Below are 15923 nucleotides of genomic sequence, written 5' to 3' on the forward strand. Positions count from 1 at the left end.
ATGGCTTTCGAAGCTATGTTCCAGCCGATCCAGATCGGTAAATTGACCATCCGCAACCGCGTGATCAGCACCGCCCACGCCGAGGTCTACGCGACCGACGGCGGCATGACCACCGACCGGTACGTCAAGTACTACGAAGAGAAAGCCAAGGGCGGGATCGGCCTGGCAATCTGCGGCGGTTCGTCGGTGGTGGCCATCGACAGCCCGCAGGAATGGTGGAGTTCGGTGAACCTGTCCACCGACCGGATCATTCCGCACTTCCAGAACCTGGCCGACGCCATGCACAAGCACGGCGCCAAGATCATGATCCAGATTACCCACATGGGGCGACGCTCGCGCTGGGACGGCTTTAACTGGCCGACACTGATGTCGCCGTCCGGCATCCGTGAACCGGTGCACCGCGCTACCTGCAAGACCATCGAGCCGGAAGAAATCTGGCGGGTGATCGGCAACTACGCACAAGCGGCCCGCCGCGCCAAGGCCGGTGGCCTCGATGGCGTCGAACTGTCGGCCGTGCACCAGCACATGATCGACCAGTTCTGGAGCCCACGGGTCAACAAGCGCACCGACGAATGGGGCGGCAGTTTCGAGGGCCGCATGAAGTTCGGCCTGGAAGTGCTCAAGGCTGTGCGCGCCGAAGTTGGCGACGACTTCTGCGTGGGTATGCGCCTGTGCGGTGACGAGTTCCACCCGGACGGCCTGTCCCATGAAGACATGAAACAGATCGCCAAGTATTACGACGACACCGGCATGCTCGATTTCATCGGTGTCGTGGGTTCGGGTTGCGACACCCACAACACCCTGGCCAACGTGATCCCGAACATGAGTTATCCGCCGGAGCCGTTCCTGCACCTGGCGGCCGGTATCAAGGAAGTGGTCAAGGTTCCGGTGCTGCACGCGCAGAACATCAAGGACCCGAACCAGGCGACGCGGATCCTGGAGGGCGGTTACGTCGACATGGTCGGCATGACCCGTGCGCACATCGCCGATCCGCACCTGATCGCCAAGATCAAGATGGGCCAGATCGACCAGATCAAGCAATGCGTCGGTGCCAACTACTGCATCGACCGTCAGTACCAAGGCCTGGATGTGTTGTGCATCCAGAACGCCGCGACCTCCCGTGAATACATGGGTGTGCCGCACATCATCGAAAAAACCACCGGCGTAAAACGCAAGGTGGTGGTGGTCGGCGCCGGGCCTGCGGGGATGGAGGCGGCGCGTGTGGCCGCCGAGCGTGGCCATGACGTGACCCTGTTCGAGAAGAAGGAATTCATCGGCGGGCAGATCACAACGGCGGCGAAAGCCCCGCAACGGGATCAGATCGCGGGTATTACCCGTTGGTATCAACTGGAGCTGGCTCGTCTGAAAGTCGACCTGCGCCTGGGCACGGCGGCGGATGCGCCGACCATCATGGACCTGCGTCCGGATGTGGTGGTGCTGGCGGTCGGCGGTCATCCGTTCCTCGAACAGAACGAGCACTGGGGCGCGGCTGAAGGCCTGGTGGTCAGCAGCTGGGACGTGCTTGACGGCAAGGTTGCACCGGGCAAGAACGTACTGGTGTACGACACCATCTGCGAGTTCACCGGCATGTCCACCGCCGACTTCCTGGCGGACAAGGGCAGCCAGGTCGAGATCGTCACCGATGACATCAAGCCGGGTGTGGCAATTGGCGGTACGTCGTTCCCGACCTACTACCGCAGCATGTACCCCAAAGAAGTGATCATGACCGGCGACATGATGCTGGAGAAGGTCTACCGCGAAGGCGACAAGTTGGTGGCGGTCCTGGAAAACGAATACACCGGCGCCAAGGAGGAGCGGGTAGTGGACCAGGTTGTCGTCGAAAACGGCGTGCGTCCGGACGAGGAAATCTACTACGCGTTGAAGGAAGGTGCGCGCAACAAGGGCCAGATCGACGTCGAGGCGCTGTTCGCTATCAAGCCGCAACCATGCCTCGAGCAGAGCGGCGACGGCTACCTGCTGTTCCGCATCGGCGACTGCGTGGCACAGCGTAACGTGCACGCTGCCATCTATGACGCACTCCGGCTCTGTAAGGATTTTTGACGGCGTAGCTGCAAGCCGCAAGCTACAAGCGACAAGTAAAAGCACAGCCTCATCGCGGCTCTTTCTTGCAGCTTGCAGCTTGCAGCTTGCACCTCGCCAGAGGTGACTCTGATGTTAAACACCCTTCTTCCAATCCTGTTGTTCGCCGCCCTGGGCCTTGCGGCCCTGGGTGCGCTGCGGCGGGTGGCCATGTGGCGTCGGGGTCGAGCCTCCAAGGTCGACCTGATCGGCGGCCTGTTCGCCATGCCCAAGCGCTACATGGTCGATTTGCACCATGTGGTGGCGCGGGACAAATACATTGCCAACACCCACGTGGCCACGGCCGGTGGCGCGGTGGCGTCCATCGTCCTGGCGATCCTGGTGCACGGCTTTGGCCTGCATAACCGCTGGCTCGGCTATGCACTGCTGTTGATGTCAGCGGTGATGTTCGTCGGGGCGATCTTCATGTACCTGCGTCGGCGCAACCCGCCGTCGCGGCTGTCGAAAGGCCCGTGGATGCGCTTGCCGAAAAGCCTGCTGGCCTTCTCGGCCTCGTTTTTCCTGGTGACCTTGCCGGTGGCCGGCATCCTGCCGGAAAACTTCGGTGGCTGGCTGGTGACGGTGATCCTCGGTATCGGCGTGTTATGGGGCGTGTCGGAGCTGTTTTTCGGCATGACCTGGGGCGGGCCGATGAAGCACGCCTTCGCCGGTGCCTTGCACCTGGCCTGGCACCGTCGCGCCGAACGTTTTGGCGGCGGCCGCTCCACCGGTTTGAAGCCGTTGGACCTGGGCGACCCGACCGCACCGTTGGGCGTGGAAAAACCCAAGGATTTCACCTGGAACCAGTTGCTCGGCTTCGATGCCTGCGTGCAGTGCGGCAAGTGCGAAGCGGCGTGCCCGGCCTTCGCCGCCGGCCAGCCGCTGAACCCGAAAAAACTGATTCAGGACATGGTCGTCGGCCTCGCGGGCGGTACTGACGCGAAGTTTGCCGGCAGCCCCTATCCGGGCAAACCGGTTGGCGAACACTCGGGCAATCCACATCAACCGATCGTCAACGGTCTGGTCGACGCGGAAACCCTGTGGTCGTGCACCACTTGCCGGGCCTGCGTCGAGGAATGCCCGATGATGATCGAGCATGTCGACGCCATCGTCGACATGCGCCGCCATCTGACGCTGGAAAAGGGCGCGACCCCGAACAAGGGCGCCGAGGTGCTGGAAAACCTGATCGCCACCGACAACCCCGGCGGTTTCGCCCCGGGTGGGCGGATGAACTGGGCGGCGGACCTCAATCTCAACCTGCTCAGCGAGAAGAAATCCACTGACGTGCTGTTCTGGGTGGGTGATGGCGCCTTCGACATGCGCAACCAGCGCACACTGCGCGCCTTCGTCAAAGTGTTGAAAGCGGCCAAAATCGACTTCGCGGTACTCGGCCTCGAAGAGCGCGACAGCGGCGACGTGGCCCGTCGCCTGGGCGATGAAGCGACCTTCCAGTCGCTGGCGAAACGCAACATCCAGACCCTGGCCAAGTACAGCTTCAACCGCATCGTCACCTGTGATCCGCACAGCTTCCACGTGCTGAAAAACGAGTACGGGGCTTTCGATGGCAACTACCGGGTGCAGCACCACAGCACCTATATGGCGGAAATCATCAAAACCGGCGCACTGAACCTCGGCCAGCACAAAGGTGACAGCGTGACCTATCACGACCCGTGTTACCTCGGTCGCTACAACGGTGAATACGAGGCGCCGCGCGAAGTGCTGCGTGCCCTTGGGATCGAAGTGAAAGAGATGCAACGTTCCGGTTTCCGCTCCCGGTGCTGCGGTGGTGGTGGCGGTGCGCCAATCACCGACATTCCGGGCAAGCAACGAATCCCCGACATGCGCATGGAGGACATCCGCGAAACTGGCGCCGAACTGGTCGCCGTGGGCTGTCCGCAGTGCACTGCGATGCTCGAAGGCGTGGTCGAGCCCCGGCCGTTGATCAAGGACATTGCCGAACTGGTGGCTGATGCGCTGCTTGAAGAAGACGCGCCGAAATCCGCCGCGCCGGCCAAACGCGAACCTGCGGAGGTGCACTGATGAGCGACATTATCCGCCGCGACCCCCGCGCCGAATGGATTGCCCGTAACCGCCTGCACCCGCTGCACGCGGCCATGCAACCGGCGCAGCACAGCTGGATGGGGCCCAATGGCGTTATCCGCAAGAATCCCCATGGCATGGGTTTCATCGGCCCCAACGGCATCAAACGCATCGATCGCAGCGGCGCGCAACAGGGTGGCTCGGCCAAGCGTTCGGCCGCCGTAGCGGTGCAACTGCCGCTGCATCAGGTTCCACAACCGGCGTTCTATATCAGCGTGGTGCCGGACATGGTCGGTGGTCGCCTGAGCAGCCACGACCGCGACTTGCTCGGCCTTGCCCATCAGTTGGCGGGCAAGGAGGGTGCGGTGTTGGCGGTGGTATTTGGCGAGCACAAGGAAAATGCGTTTGCCAGCGCTGGCGTCGATCGCCTGCTGGTACTTGAAGGTGACGAGTTCAGCGGTTATGCACCCGAGCAACGCATCCAGGGTCTTCGGGCTGTGGATAACCAGTTCAACCCCCGGCACTGGCTGCTGCCGGACAGCCGCACGGGTGGCGGCGAACTCGGCCGTCGCTTCGCTGCTGCCTTGGGCGAGCGCCCGGCGACACGGGTCTGGCAGGTCAAGGATGAGCAATGCGTCGGCCGCGCCGGTGCGGGCTTGCAGGACCTTGCGCGTCCGCTCGCGCGTCTGATTCTGGGTGCGGTCGAATGCGCTGAGCCGGTCAGTGAAACTCGTCACGAAGTGTTGCCGGTGGAGTTATCCACAGCCGTGGCGCGCAGCTTGTCGCGTATCGAGGATCTGGGCTCGGTGGCGGTGGATCCGGCGGCGATTCCGATGGCCGAAGCCGAATTCATTTTCTCCGGCGGCAACGGGGTCAAGGACTGGGAGCTTTTCCACAGGACGGCTCAGGCACTTGGCGCCACCGAGGGCGCGTCGCGAGTCGCGGTGGACGATGGCTTCATGGCGCGCGACCGTCAGGTCGGTGCGTCCGGCACCTGGGTCACGGCACGGGTCTACGTGGCGGTGGGGATTTCCGGGGCGATCCAGCACCTGCAGGGCATTGGCGCCTGCGACAAGGTGGTGGCGATCAACCTCGACCCGGGCTGCGACATGATCAAACGGGCCGACCTGTCGGTGATCGGCGAAAGCGCCGAGCTTCTTCAAGCCTTGATCGATGCAATAGCGGCTTATCGCAACGACGCCAAGCGCGATGCGGCTTAAGGGAAGGAAAGGGTTATGAGCACGAAAATCGTCAGCCTGGTGTCCATCGGCGCCCACCCGACCTCCGGCCGTCCACGCCGTGCGGAGCAGGATGCGCGGGCAGTGGAACTGGGCCTGCAACTGGCTGGGGATAACTTGCAGGTGCTGCATGCCGGGGACGTCGCAGAACCTGCGTTACGGGCCTACCTGGGCATGGGGCTGGAGCAGATGCATGTGCTCGAGCAACCGGCGGGTGCCGACGCGCTGCCGGCGCTGACCGCTTACCTGCGTGAAGCAGGCGCCCAGGTGGTGCTGACCGGCAGCCAGGCGGAAACCGGCGAAGGCTCGGGCATGCTGCCGTTTTTGCTGGCGGAGGGCCTTGGTTGGCCGCTGGTGGTGGGGCTGGCGCAGGTGGAATCCATCGACGGCAGTTCGGCCCTGGTGCTCCAGGCGTTGCCACGCGGTCAACGTCGTCGCCTGAAGGTGCGCCTGCCATTCCTGGCCACTGTGGATAACGCGGCGCCCAAGCCACGCCAGAGCGCCTATGGTCCGGCGCGGCGCGGTGTGTTGCAGGCCGATGACGTAGAAGTGGTCGACGATGAGCTGCTGGCGGTGGCGACCCTGCAACCGGCCAAGCCGCGACCCAAACGCCTCAAGGTGATTAAGGCCAAGAGCGGCGCCGACCGCATGAAAGCCGCCACGGCCAAGGCCAGCGGCGGAGGCGGGCAGGTGCTCAAGGGCGTGAGTGCGCAGGCCGGTGCCGAGGCGATTCTCAAGTTGTTGATCGAGGAAGGTGTGGTGCGCTGATTGCTTTGACGTTGAATATCCAATGTGGGAGCGGGCTTGCCCGCGATGGCGGCGTATCAGGTACACAGCCTTGGACAGGCACACCGCAATCGCGGGCAAGCCCGCTCCCACAGGGATCCCCATAAAGTCTCCCACTTGGAAACACCCAATGACCGTCGAATTCCGTCCAGCCCTGCGCAGCGACGCGCGGGAGATTGCCCGTCTGTTTCAGATTTCCTCTGAAGGTGCCTCCGATTACATCTGGAGCCAGCTCGCCGAACCCGGCCAGGACCTGCTTGACGTGGGCGCCGTTCGCTACGCCCGCGACGACGTGGACTTCTCGTACCAGAACTGCCTGATTGCCGAAGCGAACGGCGAAGTGATCGGCATGATGCACAGCTATGTCATGCGCCATGACCCCCTGGCAGAACCCACCACCGATCCGGTGCTCGCGCCCTATGCCACCATGGAAATACCCGACACCCTCTACATCTCCAGCCTGGCGCTGCATGAGGGCTGGCGCGGCCAGGGCCTGGGCAAGGAGTTCCTCGCCTACGCCTACGACCGCGCCAACCAGCTCGGCCTCAACGGCCTGAGCCTGATCGACTACGCCGCCAACACCGGGGCCCGGCGTTTCTACGAGCGCCACGGCTTTCGCATCGTCGATACCTGCCAGATCACGCCGCATCCGATGATTCGGGTGACCGGTGAGGCGTACTTGATGTATCGGCCATAGAACTCCAGTTTAGGCAGCTATTCGTCGGGGCTACGACTGCTCGACATGGATTACTCACAAACGCTGTTGGCGCATCTGTGGATAAGATGTTTGCTATCGCCCCAAAGCCTCTAAAAACGGGTCTTTCACGAAGTTGATCAAAAAATAGCCAAAGTGGCTTATTTACTCTCCGAACACACTGAAAACCTTTGTTTTTCAATGTCCGTGGCACTTTTCCACAGCGGCGCTAAAGTTGCCCCCAAAGTCTGTTGGTGCTTCTGTGGATAACGTGTTCGCCATCCTCTACAGGCCTTGTATATAGAGGGCTACAGAGGTTTGATCAAAAAGTAGCCATTGGTTATCCAAAGACATGCTTTTGGATAAGTCACGGATTTTCTTCAGTTTCTGTGAATGGAAATGGTCAGGTATCCACAGTTGTCCCCAGTTGCTGTGGGTGGAGGTGTGGATAACTTGTTTGCGGAAGGCTGGGAGGTGCGGCGGGCTTAGTGCTGAATGGAATAGGTTAAATTTCGTACAGTTCTATCCCTTGAGATGTTTGGTGATTGGAAAGATGCCATCGCGGGCAAGCCCGCTCCTACAGGGGGATTTTCGCAGAACCTGTGGGAGCGGGCTTGCCCGCGAAGCTTTTGCTGTTGTTAACCGCTGACTGCGACACCCTTGAGGTAAGGCGCAGGCTCAGCCCCGAGGTTGTTGAGCATGCGGCCGCTGTACCAGTCGATGAAGTTCACCACACCGAACTCATAGGTCTTGGAGTAGGGGCCTGGCTGGTAGGCCGACGAGTTGATACCGCGCTGGTTCTCTTCGGCCAGACGACGGTCTTGGTCATTGGTGGCGTCCCAGACCTGGCGCATGCGCTCCACGTCATAGTCCACCCCTTCGACCGCGTCCTTGTGCACCAGCCACTTGGTGGTGACCATGGTTTCCTGGGCGCTGATCGGCCAGACGGTGAACACGATGATGTGGTCGCCCATGCAGTGGTTCCACGAGTGCGGCAGGTGCAGGATGCGCATCGAGCCCAGGTCCGGGTTCTTGATGCGGCCCATCAGCTTGGCGCAGCCCTGTTTGCCGTCCATGGTCATCGACACGGTGCCTTTGAGCAGCGGCATGCGCACGATGCGGTTACGCAGGCCGAAGCTGGCGTGGGCGTAAGGGATCTTTTCCGCTTCCCAGGCGGCCGCGGAGGCGGCAACGTGGTCCTTGAACGCCTGGTCGGCACGTGGGTCGGTAACGTCGTCCCATTCCAGCAGGGTTTTGAGCAGTTCCGGGTGCGATGCGTTGCAGTGGTAGCACTCGCGGTTGTTTTCCAGCACCAATTTCCAGTTGGCCTTCTCCATCAAGGTGGTTTGCACCGCCACCTTGGTGTTTTCCATGTCGTACGGTTCCATGTAGTGGTTGAGTGTCGACAGGAACTCGTCGATGGCCGGCGGGTTTTCCGCCAGGCTGATGAAGATATAGCCGCCGGCGGTTTTCACGTTCACAGGCTTGAGGCCGTATTGCTTCATGTCGAAGTCGGCACCCATTTCGGTGCCGGCGAACAACAGGCGACCGTCGAGTTCGTAGGTCCACTGGTGGTAGTGGCAAACCAGTTTGGCGACCTTGCCCTTGTCGCTGGTACACAGGCGCGATCCACGGTGGCGGCAGACGTTGTGGAAGGCATGAACCACGCCTTCAGCGCCACGGATGACGATGATCGGGTTCTTGCCGACCTGCAGGGTCAGGTAGTTGCCCTTGGCCGGGATTTCGCAGGTCATGCCGGCGATCAGCCACTCTTTCTGGAAGATCTCCTGCATGTCGATATCGAACAGGCGCTCGTCGGAGTAGAACGGCTGGGGCAGCGAGAAGGTGCGCTCACGCTCTTGCAGCATCTGGGCGGTGGCCTTGCGTGCGGGTTCCAGCGGATCGCCCAGGCTCAGGGTAGTGGTGACGTCCATCATTGTGATCCTCAAGGCCATTCTGTGTGGCCAGCGAAAGTGGCTAATCAGGGTTGCTACGCAAGGGTTTGAATGTCTGTCTTGGTATGGGGCGAGTGTGGGGCCGGCGTTGCTCGCAACCTTATCCATGGGCGACATGGCCCAATCTGTTCCCGACGCGCAACCCCCGGTGGTTATGGGCTGGTCGCGATAAGTATGTGAATGTCGCTGGTAGGTAAATGGGCGGTTTGCGCTATACGCAGAATCGCCACCATACGGCCGACCATCGGCTACGGAGAACAGCATGTCCAATAACTTCCTGAACACGGTAACCACCCAGACCTGGGCCAACGGCCGTCATATCGTGCGTTGCGTCAAAGTCATCCAGGAAACCTGGGACGTGCGCACCTTCTGCTTCATGGCCGACCAGCCGATCATGTTCTTCTTCAAGCCGGGGCAGTTCGTCACCCTGGAACTGGAAATCGAAGGCCAGCCGATCATGCGGTCGTACACCATTTCAAGTTCGCCATCGGTGCCTTACAGCTTCTCGGTGACCATCAAGCGCGTACCGGGCGGCAAGGTATCGAACTGGTTGCACGACACCCTGCATGAAGGACAGGAGCTGGCGGTGCACGGGCCGGTCGGGCTGTTCAATGCCATCGACTTCCCGGCGCCGAAAGTGCTGTACCTCAGCGGCGGTGTCGGCATCACGCCGTGCATGTCCATGGCCCGCTGGTTCTATGACACCAACGGCAACGTGGACATGGTGTTTATCCACAGCGCCCGCTCGCCCAAAGACATCATTTACCACCGCGAGCTGGAACACATGGCGTCGCGCATCGATAACTTCAGCCTGCACCTGATCTGCGAAAAGCATGGTCTGGGTGAACCCTGGGCCGGTTATCGCGGTTACCTGAACCACAAGATGCTCGAACTGATGACCCCGGACTTCATGGAGCGCGAAGTGTTCTGCTGCGGCCCGACGCCCTACATGAACGCGGTCAAGCGCATGCTCGAGTCCGCTGGCTTCGACATGAAGCGTTATCACGAGGAATCCTTCGGCGCGACGCCGGAAGAGGCCCGGGCCGACGCGGTGGAACAGGCCGAGCAGGCGGCGGATGCGCCGGAAGTCGATGCCGCGGACCTGCATCAGGTGGAATTCATTTCCTCGGGCAAGAGCATTCGTGTGGCGCCGGGCGAAACCGTGCATGCGGCGGCGGCCAAGGTTGGCCTGCTGATCCCAAAGGCCTGCGGCATGGGCATCTGCGGCACCTGCAAAGTGCTGAAGCTGGGCGGCGAAGTCGAGATGGAGCACAACGGCGGGATCACCGAGGAAGACGAAGCTGAGGGGTATATCCTGTCGTGCTGCAGCGTGCCCAAAGGCGATGTGCGGATCGAATTCTGATAGTCCCCTGCTTTCTGTAGGAGCGAGCATGTCGAGGCGTCGAACCGTCGCGATGGTCGTCAACGATGACGCTGGCTGTCTGAATGCCAGCGGTGCCTGGGCTTCCATCGCGAGCAAGCTCGCTCCAACAGGGTTCGGGGTGTTCAGTCGATGAATAAATCCGGCATCAACGGGGCGCTGCTGCCCGGTTCGAATCGGTAGTGTTCGAACTCGGTTACGCCGCTGTCGCGCAATACCTGCTCATCGATCAACAAACGCCCGGTCAGTGTTCGGCCAGAGCTGCCGAGAATCACGTGGGCGGCATCGGCCATGATCGCCGGGGTCCTGGCGTGCTTGAACGATTCGCGCGAGCCCAGTTGGAACTCGATGGCCGCGGTGGCGATCATGGTTTGCGGCCACAGCGAATTGACGCTGATCCCGACGTGACGAAATTCCTCGCTCATCCCGAGGGTCAGCATGCTCATGCCGTATTTGGTCACGGTGTATGGGCTGTATTGGGCGAACCATTGGGTATCCAGGTTCAGCGGCGGGGACAGGTTGAGGATGTGCCCGGCGGATTTCTTCAGGTAGGGCAGGGCAGCCTGGCTGCATAGCAATACCGCGCGAGTGTTGATCTGATGCATCAGGTCGAAGCGCTTGAGCTCCAGGTGCGCAACGCCAGTCAGCTTGATGGCGCCTGCGTTGTTGACCAGCGCATCGATACCGCCGAAATGTTCATTGGCCTGCGCCAGGGCCTGATGCACGGCGACCTCGTCACGCACATCCACTTGCAGGGCCAGCGCCCTGCCGCCGGCGGCCTCGACTTCCTCGGCCACGCTGTAAATCGTCCCGGGCAACTTGGCGTGCGGCTCGGCACTCTTGGCGGCAATCACGATGTTGGCGCCATCGCGCGCAGCGCGCAGGGCAATCTCACGACCAATCCCACGGCTGGCGCCGGTAATGAACAGGGTTTTGCCTTGCAAGGACATGCGCGTGCTCCTGATTATTGTTATTCGAGCAAAGGCTCGAGAAACAATGTAGACGAAGTCTTCAGTCGCACCGCCGCTCCCACAGGGATGAGTGATTTCTCAGTTAGTGCTCAGCGAGTCATCACTTCGCGGATATCGGCGGCCAGTTCGCGGACACGGTCTTCCTCGGTGTCCCAGGAGCACATGAAGCGAGCGCCGCCCTTGCCGATGAAGGTGTAGAAACGCCAGCCCTTGGCAGTCAGGGCAGCGATGGCCGGTTCCGAGAGTTGCAGGAACACGCCGTTGGCCTGCACCGGGAACATCAGTTCTACCCCTGGAATGTCGCTGACCAGTTCGGCGAGCAATTGCGCGCAGCGATTGGCGTGGCGGGCATATTTGAGCCAGGCGTCGTTTTCAAGGATGCCGACCCAGGGCGCCGAGAGGAAGCGCATTTTCGAGGCCAGTTGCCCGGCCTGTTTGCAGCGGTAGTCGAAGTCTTCCGCCAGTTTGTGGTTGAAGAACAGAATGGCCTCGCCCACCGCCATGCCGTTTTTCGTACCGCCAAAACACAGCACGTCGACGCCGGCCTTCCAGGTCAGGTCGGCGGGCGTGCAGCCCAGGTACGCGCAAGCGTTGGAGAAACGGGCACCGTCCATGTGCAGGTTCAGGCCCAGTTCCTTGCAGGTGGCGCTGATGGCGCGGATTTCTTCCGGGGTGTAGACGCTGCCGACTTCGGTGGCCTGGGTCAGGGTCACCACCCGCGGTTTGGGGTAGTGAATGTCCTGGCGCTTGAGGGCGACCTCTCGGATCGATTCCGGGGTCAGCTTGCCGTTTTCGGTGCCGGCGATCAGCAGTTTGGAGCCGTTGGAGAAAAACTCCGGCGCACCGCATTCATCGGTTTCGACGTGGGCGGTTTCCGAGCAGATCACGCTGTGGTAACTCTGGCACAGCGACGACAGGGCCAGGGAGTTGGCAGCGGTGCCGTTGAAGGCGAAAAATACTTCGCAGTCGGTTTCGAACAATTTGCGGAATTGATCAGACGCGCGGGCGGTCCATTCATCGTCGCCGTAGGCGCGCTGATGGCCATGGTTGGCCTGCTCCATCGCCGCCCAGGCTTCAGGGCAGATACCGGAATAGTTATCGCTGGCGAATTGTTGGCTCTTATCGGTCATGGCCCTGCTTTCCGTGGTCGAGACGCCTATGGTGAAGCGGCTCAAGGTCATTGATGGTGCGCACTCTACCGAAGATCATCCGGGGAGCACACGGGATGCGTCAGACAAACAAACTCAAGGACGACGGCCAATTATGCACATGACGCACAGGGATGGGGCACTGGATTTGCTCAAGTGGCTGGCGCTGCTGAGCATGGTGCTCGATCACCTGCGATATGTCGGGTTCTCCGCCGATTGGCTGTACGTGCCGGGGCGATTGGCGTTCCCATGGTTCTGCCTGGCGATGGCAACCAATTTGGCGCGCGGGCCGGCCGTCGTCACCGGGCAATGGCGCTACCTGGGCTGGCTGGTGCTGTTCAGTGCGGTGAGCGAGATCCCCTATCGGCTGTTCATCGCCGATGCCGACACCTTGAACGTACTCCCCACCCTGTCACTGGGGCTGTTGGTGGCGCGGGGCTGGCAGGCGCCGGGTTTACAGGCAAGGGTATTGGGGGTGTCGGCCATGGTGCTGGCGCTGCTGTTTTCGGGGCATTTGATGTTCGGCGTGTTTGGCGTGCTGTTGCCGCTGGCGACGCTGCTGGTGTATCGCAAACCCTGGTATTTCGCCCTGTTGCCGGGGCTGGTGTGCCTGGCGGCCAACCAGTGGTCGGTGCTGTATCACTCGATCCGCCTGGGCAGCCCCGTCGCGATGGCGGCCGTTATCACGTGTCTGATTGCGCCATGGCTGGGACTGTTCCTGTTGCGACATGCACAGGGCGTAAAACCACCGCCGATGCGCCGGTGGGCGTATGCGCTTTATCCGGGGCATTTCCTGGTTCTCTATGCAGTACGAGCCTTTGTGGGAGCGGGCTTGCTCGCGATAGCGGTGTATCAGCCAACATAGATGCAGCTGACCCGCCGCAATCGCGGGCAAGCCCGCTCCCACAAGGTTTTGAGTTGTTCCCGGTGTCACGTTCTGTCTCGGCTGTTTACGCCATGTCGTAAACGCGCCTTTGCGTGGCGTCCGTAGGCATTTGGCCTCTCGACGCCGGCCATACCATCGCATTCAAAGGGCACTGCCGAAAAACCGGTGCCTCACCGAGACGAATGGCGCACAGATGCCGCTGGGAGAGACGCGATGTTCAGCAAGCAAGACCAGATCCAGGGTTACGACGATGCACTGCTGGCGGCGATGAATGCCGAGGAGCAACGTCAGGAAGATCACATCGAGCTGATCGCGTCGGAGAACTACACCAGCAAACGCGTCATGCAAGCCCAAGGCAGCGGCCTGACCAACAAATACGCCGAAGGCTACCCGGGCAAACGCTACTACGGTGGCTGCGAGCACGTGGACAAGGTCGAAGCCCTGGCCATCGAACGCGCCAAACAACTGTTCGGCGCCGATTACGCCAACGTGCAGCCGCACTCCGGTTCCTCGGCCAACAGCGCCGTGTACCTGGCCCTGCTGCAAGCCGGCGATACCATCCTGGGCATGAGCCTGGCCCACGGTGGTCACCTGACCCACGGCGCCAAAGTCTCGTCCTCGGGCAAGCTGTACAACGCCGTTCAATACGGCATCAACACCGATACCGGCCTGATCGATTACGACGAAGTCGAGCGTCTGGCCGTTGAATGCAAGCCGAAGATGATCGTTGCCGGGTTCTCGGCCTACTCCAAAACCCTGGATTTCCCACGCTTCCGCCAGATCGCCGACAAGGTGGGGGCGTTGCTGTTCGTCGACATGGCCCACGTGGCCGGCCTGGTCGCTGCTGGCCTGTATCCGAACCCGATTCCGTTCGCTGACGTGGTCACCACCACCACCCACAAGACCCTGCGCGGTCCACGTGGCGGCCTGATCCTGGCCAAGTCCAACGAAGAAATCGAGAAGAAGCTCAACGCCGCCGTATTCCCCGGCGCCCAGGGCGGCCCGCTGATGCACGTGATTGCGGGCAAGGCCGTGTGCTTCAAGGAAGCTTTGGAACCAGGCTTCAAGGCCTATCAGCAACAAGTGATCGAGAACGCCCAGGCCATGGCCGGCGTGTTTATCAAACGCGGCTACGATGTAGTGTCCGGCGGCACCGATAACCACCTGTTCCTGGTCAGCCTGATCCGTCAGGGCCTCACCGGCAAGGACGCAGACGCCGCCCTCGGTCGCGCCCACATCACCGTGAACAAGAACGCCGTGCCGAACGACCCGCAGTCGCCGTTCGTCACCTCCGGCCTGCGTATCGGCACCCCGGCGGTAACCACGCGCGGTTTCAAGGTGACCCAGTGCGTCACGCTGGCCGGCTGGATCTGCGACATCCTCGACAACCTCGGCGATGCCGATGTCGAGGCCAACGTCGCCGAGCAGGTATCGGCCCTGTGCGCAGACTTCCCGGTTTATCGCTGAGTGCAGTTTTGGAGTAAATGACTATGCAACGCTACTCAGGCTTCGGCCTCTTCAAGCACTCTCTGAGCCATCACGAAAACTGGCAGCGCATGTGGCGCACGCCCACACCCAAGAAGGTCTACGACGTGGTCATCGTCGGTGGTGGCGGGCATGGCCTGGCGACTGCCTACTACCTGGCCAAGGAACACGGCATCACCAATGTGGCCGTGGTCGAAAAGGGCTGGCTGGGCGGCGGTAACACCGCGCGCAACACCACCATCGTTCGCTCCAACTACCTGTGGGACGAGTCGGCGCACCTGTACGAACACGCGATGAAACTGTGGGAAGGCCTGTCCCAGGACCTCAACTACAACGTGATGTTCTCCCAGCGCGGCGTCTACAACCTGTGCCACACGCTGCAGGACATTCGCGATTCCGAGCGCCGGGTCAGCGCCAACCGCCTCAATGGCGTGGATGGTGAGCTGCTCGATGCCAAGCAGGTCGCCGACGAAATTCCGTACCTGGACTGCTCGAAAAACACCCGCTACCCGGTGATGGGCGCCACCGTCCAGCGTCGCGGCGGCGTGGCCCGTCACGATGCGGTGGCCTGGGGCTTTGCCCGGGCTGCCGACGCCCTGGGCGTGGACCTGATCCAGCAGACCGAAGTGATCGGTTTCCGCAAGGAAAACGGCGTGTGCATCGGTGTCGAAACCAACAAGGGTTTCATTGGCGCCAAGCGCGTCGGCGTGGTGACCGCCGGTAACTCCGGGCACATGGCCAAGCTGGCCGGTTTCCGCCTGCCGATCGAATCGCACCCGCTGCAAGCGCTGGTGTCCGAGCCGATCAAGCCGATTATCGACAGCGTGATCATGTCCAACGCCGTGCACGGTTACATCAGCCAGTCCGACAAGGGCGACCTGGTGATCGGCGCCGGTATCGACGGCTACAACGGCTACGGCCAGCGCGGTTCGTACCCGGTGATCGAGCACACCATCCAGGCCATCGTCGAGATGTTCCCGGTGCTGTCGCGGGTGCGCATGAACCGTCAGTGGGGCGGCATCGTCGACACCACTCCGGATGCCTGCCCGATCATTTCCAAAACCCCGGTCCCGAACATGTTCTTCAACTGCGGTTGGGGCACCGGTGGCTTCAAGGCGACACCTGGCTCGGGCAACGTATTTGCCGCGAGCCTGGCCAAGGGTGAAATGCACCCGTTGGCCGCCCCTTTCTCTATCGACCGTTTCCACAACGGTGCGTTGATCGATGAACACGGCGCTGCTGCGGTTGCCCACTAACAGG

12 protein-coding genes are annotated in these 15923 nt (G+C 61.7%); 9 read left to right on the forward strand and 3 right to left on the reverse strand.

Features of this window, described 5'->3' with window-relative positions:
* The 5 genes from dgcA (at nucleotide 1) to AB4N64_RS27125 (ending at nucleotide 6840) form a co-directional block, all read left to right on the forward strand.
* On the forward strand, nucleotides 1–2061 hold the full coding sequence (gene dgcA / locus AB4N64_RS27105; RefSeq protein ID WP_460120188.1) for a dimethylglycine demethylation protein DgcA: 2061 nt from the start codon (nucleotides 1–3) through the stop codon (nucleotides 2059–2061).
* Nucleotides 2062–2172: 111 nt separating this feature from the next.
* On the forward strand, nucleotides 2173–4119 hold the full coding sequence (gene dgcB / locus AB4N64_RS27110) for a dimethylglycine demethylation protein DgcB (RefSeq protein WP_460120190.1): 1947 nt from the start codon (nucleotides 2173–2175) through the stop codon (nucleotides 4117–4119).
* Nucleotides 4119–5339, forward strand: a complete 1221-nt coding sequence (gene etfA, locus AB4N64_RS27115) for an electron transfer flavoprotein subunit alpha (protein ID WP_460120191.1) — start codon at nucleotides 4119–4121, stop codon at nucleotides 5337–5339. Before dgcB ends, etfA begins: the two co-directional genes overlap by 1 nt.
* A 15-nt stretch (nucleotides 5340–5354) precedes the next feature.
* The gene (gene etfB / locus AB4N64_RS27120; protein ID WP_460120193.1) at nucleotides 5355–6125 is read left to right on the forward strand and encodes an electron transfer flavoprotein subunit beta; all 771 of its coding nucleotides are present in this window, start codon (nucleotides 5355–5357) and stop codon (nucleotides 6123–6125) included.
* A gap of 148 nt (nucleotides 6126–6273) precedes the next feature.
* Nucleotides 6274–6840, forward strand: coding sequence for an N-acetyltransferase family protein (locus AB4N64_RS27125; protein WP_460120195.1), 567 nt, complete (start codon nucleotides 6274–6276; stop codon nucleotides 6838–6840).
* Nucleotides 6841–7475: 635 nt separating this feature from the next.
* Here the strand turns inward: AB4N64_RS27125 and gbcA are convergent.
* The gene (gene gbcA, locus AB4N64_RS27130; protein WP_460120196.1) at nucleotides 7476–8771 is read right to left on the reverse strand and encodes a glycine-betaine demethylase subunit GbcA; all 1296 of its coding nucleotides are present in this window, start codon (nucleotides 8769–8771) and stop codon (nucleotides 7476–7478) included.
* Between the two features lie 283 nt (nucleotides 8772–9054).
* On the opposite strand from gbcA, the gene gbcB reads away from it, so the two are divergent.
* Nucleotides 9055–10155, forward strand: coding sequence for a glycine-betaine demethylase subunit GbcB (gene gbcB / locus AB4N64_RS27135; protein WP_460120198.1), 1101 nt, complete (start codon nucleotides 9055–9057; stop codon nucleotides 10153–10155).
* A 143-nt stretch (nucleotides 10156–10298) separates the two neighbouring features.
* On the opposite strand, the gene AB4N64_RS27140 is transcribed toward gbcB, so the two are convergent.
* Together AB4N64_RS27140 and AB4N64_RS27145 are read right to left on the reverse strand one after the other, a co-directional pair.
* Nucleotides 10299–11123 carry an SDR family oxidoreductase gene (locus AB4N64_RS27140; protein ID WP_460120200.1) on the reverse strand — a complete coding sequence of 275 codons (825 nt, stop codon included), beginning with the start codon at nucleotides 11121–11123 and terminating at the stop codon, nucleotides 10299–10301.
* A gap of 110 nt (nucleotides 11124–11233) precedes the next feature.
* Nucleotides 11234–12274 carry a threonine aldolase family protein gene (locus AB4N64_RS27145; protein ID WP_460120201.1) on the reverse strand — a complete coding sequence of 347 codons (1041 nt, stop codon included), beginning with the start codon at nucleotides 12272–12274 and terminating at the stop codon, nucleotides 11234–11236.
* Nucleotides 12275–12407: 133 nt separating this feature from the next.
* Between AB4N64_RS27145 and AB4N64_RS27150 the strand changes: the two genes are divergently transcribed.
* From AB4N64_RS27150 to AB4N64_RS27160, 3 genes are all read left to right on the forward strand, one after another.
* Nucleotides 12408–13157, forward strand: a complete 750-nt coding sequence (locus AB4N64_RS27150; protein WP_460120202.1) for a TraX family protein — start codon at nucleotides 12408–12410, stop codon at nucleotides 13155–13157.
* A 234-nt stretch (nucleotides 13158–13391) separates the two neighbouring features.
* On the forward strand, nucleotides 13392–14645 hold the full coding sequence (gene glyA / locus AB4N64_RS27155) for a serine hydroxymethyltransferase (RefSeq protein WP_460120204.1): 1254 nt from the start codon (nucleotides 13392–13394) through the stop codon (nucleotides 14643–14645).
* A gap of 23 nt (nucleotides 14646–14668) precedes the next feature.
* Nucleotides 14669–15919, forward strand: coding sequence for a sarcosine oxidase subunit beta (locus AB4N64_RS27160; RefSeq protein ID WP_007980419.1), 1251 nt, complete (start codon nucleotides 14669–14671; stop codon nucleotides 15917–15919).
* Nucleotides 15920–15923 lie beyond the last annotated feature (4 nt).

The organism is Pseudomonas sp. S2_C03, from assembly GCF_054668405.1.

What these genes read in the sequence shown, in the direction of transcription:
- dgcA (WP_460120188.1), top strand. Translation starts at nt 1, where the DNA reads ATGGCTTTCGAAGCTATGTTCCAGCCGATCCAGATCGGTAAATTGACC.
- dgcB (WP_460120190.1), top strand. Translation starts at nt 2,173, where the DNA reads ATGTTAAACACCCTTCTTCCAATCCTGTTGTTCGCCGCCCTGGGCCTT.
- etfA (WP_460120191.1), top strand. Translation starts at nt 4,119, where the DNA reads ATGAGCGACATTATCCGCCGCGACCCCCGCGCCGAATGGATTGCCCGT.
- etfB (WP_460120193.1), top strand. Translation starts at nt 5,355, where the DNA reads ATGAGCACGAAAATCGTCAGCCTGGTGTCCATCGGCGCCCACCCGACC.
- AB4N64_RS27125 (WP_460120195.1), top strand. Translation starts at nt 6,274, where the DNA reads ATGACCGTCGAATTCCGTCCAGCCCTGCGCAGCGACGCGCGGGAGATT.
- gbcA (WP_460120196.1), bottom strand. Translation starts at nt 8,771, where the DNA reads ATGGACGTCACCACTACCCTGAGCCTGGGCGATCCGCTGGAACCCGCA.
- gbcB (WP_460120198.1), top strand. Translation starts at nt 9,055, where the DNA reads ATGTCCAATAACTTCCTGAACACGGTAACCACCCAGACCTGGGCCAAC.
- AB4N64_RS27140 (WP_460120200.1), bottom strand. Translation starts at nt 11,123, where the DNA reads ATGTCCTTGCAAGGCAAAACCCTGTTCATTACCGGCGCCAGCCGTGGG.
- AB4N64_RS27145 (WP_460120201.1), bottom strand. Translation starts at nt 12,274, where the DNA reads ATGACCGATAAGAGCCAACAATTCGCCAGCGATAACTATTCCGGTATC.
- AB4N64_RS27150 (WP_460120202.1), top strand. Translation starts at nt 12,408, where the DNA reads ATGCACATGACGCACAGGGATGGGGCACTGGATTTGCTCAAGTGGCTG.
- glyA (WP_460120204.1), top strand. Translation starts at nt 13,392, where the DNA reads ATGTTCAGCAAGCAAGACCAGATCCAGGGTTACGACGATGCACTGCTG.
- AB4N64_RS27160 (WP_007980419.1), top strand. Translation starts at nt 14,669, where the DNA reads ATGCAACGCTACTCAGGCTTCGGCCTCTTCAAGCACTCTCTGAGCCAT.